Source organism: Thomasclavelia sp. (genome assembly GCF_017889095.1).
Classification (GTDB): Bacteria; Bacillota_I; Bacilli_A; order Erysipelotrichales; family Coprobacillaceae; genus Thomasclavelia.
Genome location: NZ_JAGHEW010000319.1, coordinates 1 through 3,760, shown reverse-complemented (window position 1 = coordinate 3,760; position 3,760 = coordinate 1). Strand labels below are relative to the sequence as shown.

Here is a 3,760-nt window from a genome sequence, read left to right as displayed (position 1 = left end):
GAAATACTGTTAATGATGTTATCAAAGAAAATGGAGATAACAGAAAAGATTACAGAAACAGTAAATAAGAGCAGTTATGAAATGATGTTAAATGCTTTAGCTAATATTGAACAAATCAATGGACCTGATGATTTGGATAAGTTATTGATCCATTAATATGTTTAAAGAGAGATTTTGATCTGAAATCTCTCTTTTTTAAACCATCATATTTATAACAATACATAAAACGGGAATCGTAAAAAGTGATAAGGCGGTTGATAAAAAAACAATTTCAACTGCCAGTTTGGCATCACCTTGATATTTTTCAGCCAAGATAGCCGTGGTACTACCAGCTGGCATTCCCGCTAAAACAGTAGCTACGGCTGTAACTAGTGGTGGTAATGATAATAAAACACAGGGAATTAAAACTAAAATAGGAATCACTAATAAGCGAATCACACTATAATAAATCGTTAGCTTATTTAAAACATCTTTAAATCTTATTTCTGCTAATATTCCCCCAATAACAATCATTGATAGTGCCATAGTGCAGTTACTTAATGATTGAATTGATACCGTTATAAAATTTGGCAATTGAACCTGGCTAATCATTAACACCATTCCAATAAATACTGCTACAATGCAAGGATGAGTAATAACTTTTTTAATAACATCTTTTCCCTTAGCATCGCTAAAACAAGCTACTCCTCCTGACCACATTACAATTCGCTGGGGAATTAAGTATATTGAAGCAAATAATAAGCCATCTAAACCATATAGGCCCTGGATTAATGGTGATCCCATAAAGCCGGCATTGGAACAAATGGTTCCATATTGTAATACGCTTTGTTGTCTTGCAGTGGCTTTGTTGAAAAAATATTTTCCTAAAAACTGGCAAGCTAATTGAATAACTATAGAAACAATTAAAATCGTTAAACCGCTAATAATGATTTCTTGATTCATTTCAATCATAAATGAACAAATAATATTCGCTGGTAAAATAATATCAATTACTAAATCCGTAACACTTTTACGATTTTCTTTAGAAATAATATTTAGTTTTCTAAGAATATAGCCAATAAAAATTAAAATAAAAATCTCTATTTGTAAATCTATTAAATTATTAAAATCAACCACAATAACACCTCTCTTGGATATCTTAAACTAAAATGTTCATTTAGTCATCAAAAAAATCAATTTTACTGCTATAATTAATACGGTGAGAAAATGAAAAAACATTATGTCTATATCGTAAAATGTCAAGATGATAGCTACTATACTGGCTGGACAACTGATTTAAAGAAACGGATTCATTTTCATAATATTGGTAAAGGTGCTAAATATACTCGAGCAAAAGGACCTGTAGAATTAGTTTATTATGAAGTTTATGAAGATAAAAGCAGTGCTTTGAAACGTGAATATGCCATCAAACAGTTAACCCACCAACAAAAAGCTAATTTGATCAAAGCTTTTAGCTTAAAGTGATAATTTCATTGAATTTCTAATTCATTGACATCATTATTATCCCTCTTTTATAATGAAATCGTAATAAAAACAGCCAATTAGTATAATACTCCTTAATTATGACAAGATCAGTTACAATCATATTTATCATTTCTAATTTTATTTCTATTAGTCAGACAATCTATAACAATACATTTTTAATACTAAAAAGCTGTTTTTGCCTTAATTATTCCTTATTATTGTATATCTCACTCAAAAAGTTAGTTTAGACTAATTGTATTTTAAGCTAAACGTGATATACTAAAAAAGGAAAGAAGGTAAAATATGAAATTAAATCGAAATGATCCTTGCTGGTGCGGGAGTGAAAAAAAATATAAAAAATGTCATCTTCAATTTGATGAAAAATTAAATGCATTAAAACTAGCCGGTAAAAAGATCCCAACTCATAAAATGATTAAAAACGAAGTCCAAATCGAAGGAATTCGTAAAGCTGCTATCGTTAACTCCGGTTTACTAGATTATATCGAAGAACATATCCACGCTGGAATGTCAACTGAAGAAATCGATATCATGGCTAAAGAATATACTGCCAAATATCATGCTACTTGTGCCGATTATCAATATATGGGCTTTCCTAAACATATATGTGTATCGATCAATGATGTTGTTTGTCATGGTATTCCTAGTGAAGATGTTATCTTAAAAGATGGTGATATCGTTAATGTTGATGCGACTACAATGCTTGATGGCTATTATGCCGATGCTTCAAGAATGTTTATGATTGGTAATGTAAGTGAGGAAGCGAAAAAATTAGTTTTAGATACCAAAAAAGCCTTAGAATTAGGAATTGCTTCGATTGTTCCATATCAAAGCTGTATTGGCGATATTGGTAAAGCAATTGAAACTTTTGCCAAAGCTAATAATTATAGTGTAGTTCAAGAATTCTGTGGACATGGGGTGGGATTAGCAATTCATGAAAATCCTTATGTCTTCCATTTTGAACCGAATGAAAAAACGGTAACAATTGTTCCTGGCATGGTATTTACAATTGAACCGATGTTGAATTTAGGTAAACGTGATGTTTTCGTTGATAGTGATGATGAATGGACAGTTTATACTGAAGATGGTTCTTTATCAGCGCAATGGGAACATACTTTATTAGTCACTGAAACCGGAGTAGAAATTATTTCTAAATAAATGCGTTAATGAATTAGTTCTCTAATTCATTACGCTTTTTTATTATTAGAAAAATGCCTAACAAGCATTATTTAAAATACATAATAAGTATTAAACATATTTAAATATCTATGATATGATAAAAATATAGGAGGATATAACATGGTCAATAAAAGTAAAAAACATATTTTAGTTGCTTTAGTATGTTGCGGTTTAGCGGCATCATCAATTGGTATCTCGATTAATTCTTCCGGGGTATTTTATACACCCGTATCTGATAGTTTAAATATTTTAAGAGGCTCTTTTTCAATGCACATGACTATTTTTTCATTAGTCACTGCAATTAGTGCTTTCTTTATTCCTAAACTAATGGAAAAGTTTTCATATAAACTAATTCTAACTATTAGTGTTATGGCTGCTGTTTTAGCTACTGGCGCTATGGCGTTGGCTAAATCAATACCAATGTTTTATCTACTTGGAGCTATTCGCGGTTTAGCTACCAGTTTCTTTTCAATCGTTCCATTGACTTTGATTATTAATCAATGGTTTGAAAAAAATCATGGTTTAGTAACAAGTATTGTTTTTGGTTTTAGTGGCTTAGCAGGTTCGATTTGTTCTCCCATTTTATCACATTTCATTGAAACCTTGGGTTGGCAAACTGGTTATTTAATTAAAGCCGGTGTCATTTTATGTCTATGTTTACCTGCAATCATTTATCCTTTTCATTTAGATCCTCGTGATGATGGTTATTTACCTTATGGTTATGTTGAAAAGAATATTACACAAACTAAAACTACTTTAAATTTCCGTTTTATTACCATTGCTTTTATTTGTTTCTTTATCTTTAGTTTATTTTGCAGCTGTATCACCAGCTTCACACAACATTTCCCTGGTTATGGTAAATCGCTTGGTTACAGCAGTTCATTAAGTGCTTTATTATTATCGGCCGGAATGATTGGTAATGTAGTATTTAAATTAGTCATTGGTGCCTTAAGTGACTGGCTAGGGGCTATGAAAGCAACTGTAATGATGATTTTTGCAGTAATGATTGGAATCGTATTATTAATAATTGGTAACAGCAATATTTATCTTTTATTAATTGGTGCTTTCTTATTTGGTTCTAGTTATGCTTTAGGAGCAG

The 3,760-nt window shown here is 30.7% G+C and carries 4 protein-coding genes; 3 read left to right on the top strand and 1 reads right to left on the bottom strand.

Annotation, left to right across the window (positions count from 1 at the left end):
* Positions 1 to 195: 195 nt before the first annotated feature.
* Complete coding sequence (locus J7M77_RS13900; RefSeq protein ID WP_296879612.1) at positions 196 to 1,116, bottom strand: AEC family transporter; 921 nt, start codon at positions 1,114 to 1,116, stop codon at positions 196 to 198.
* Positions 1,117 to 1,206: 90 nt separating this feature from the next.
* Between J7M77_RS13900 and J7M77_RS13895 the strand changes: the two genes are divergently transcribed.
* The 3 genes from J7M77_RS13895 to J7M77_RS13885 all read left to right on the top strand — a co-directional run.
* On the top strand, positions 1,207 to 1,464 hold the full coding sequence (locus J7M77_RS13895) for a GIY-YIG nuclease family protein (protein ID WP_296879610.1): 258 nt from the start codon (positions 1,207 to 1,209) through the stop codon (positions 1,462 to 1,464).
* 303 nt (positions 1,465 to 1,767) lie between these two features.
* Positions 1,768 to 2,640: a methionyl aminopeptidase gene (locus J7M77_RS13890; RefSeq protein WP_296879608.1), complete on the top strand. Its 873-nt coding sequence runs from the start codon at positions 1,768 to 1,770 to the stop codon at positions 2,638 to 2,640.
* Positions 2,641 to 2,781: 141 nt separating this feature from the next.
* On the top strand, positions 2,782 to 3,760 hold a 979-nt coding region (locus J7M77_RS13885), incomplete at its 3' end, for an MFS transporter (RefSeq protein WP_296879606.1).

Excerpts from the sequence above, each read along its gene's own strand:
- J7M77_RS13895 (WP_296879610.1), top strand. The coding sequence starts at position 1,207 with ATGAAAAAACATTATGTCTATATCGTAAAATGTCAAGATGATAGCTAC.
- J7M77_RS13890 (WP_296879608.1), top strand. The coding sequence starts at position 1,768 with ATGAAATTAAATCGAAATGATCCTTGCTGGTGCGGGAGTGAAAAAAAA.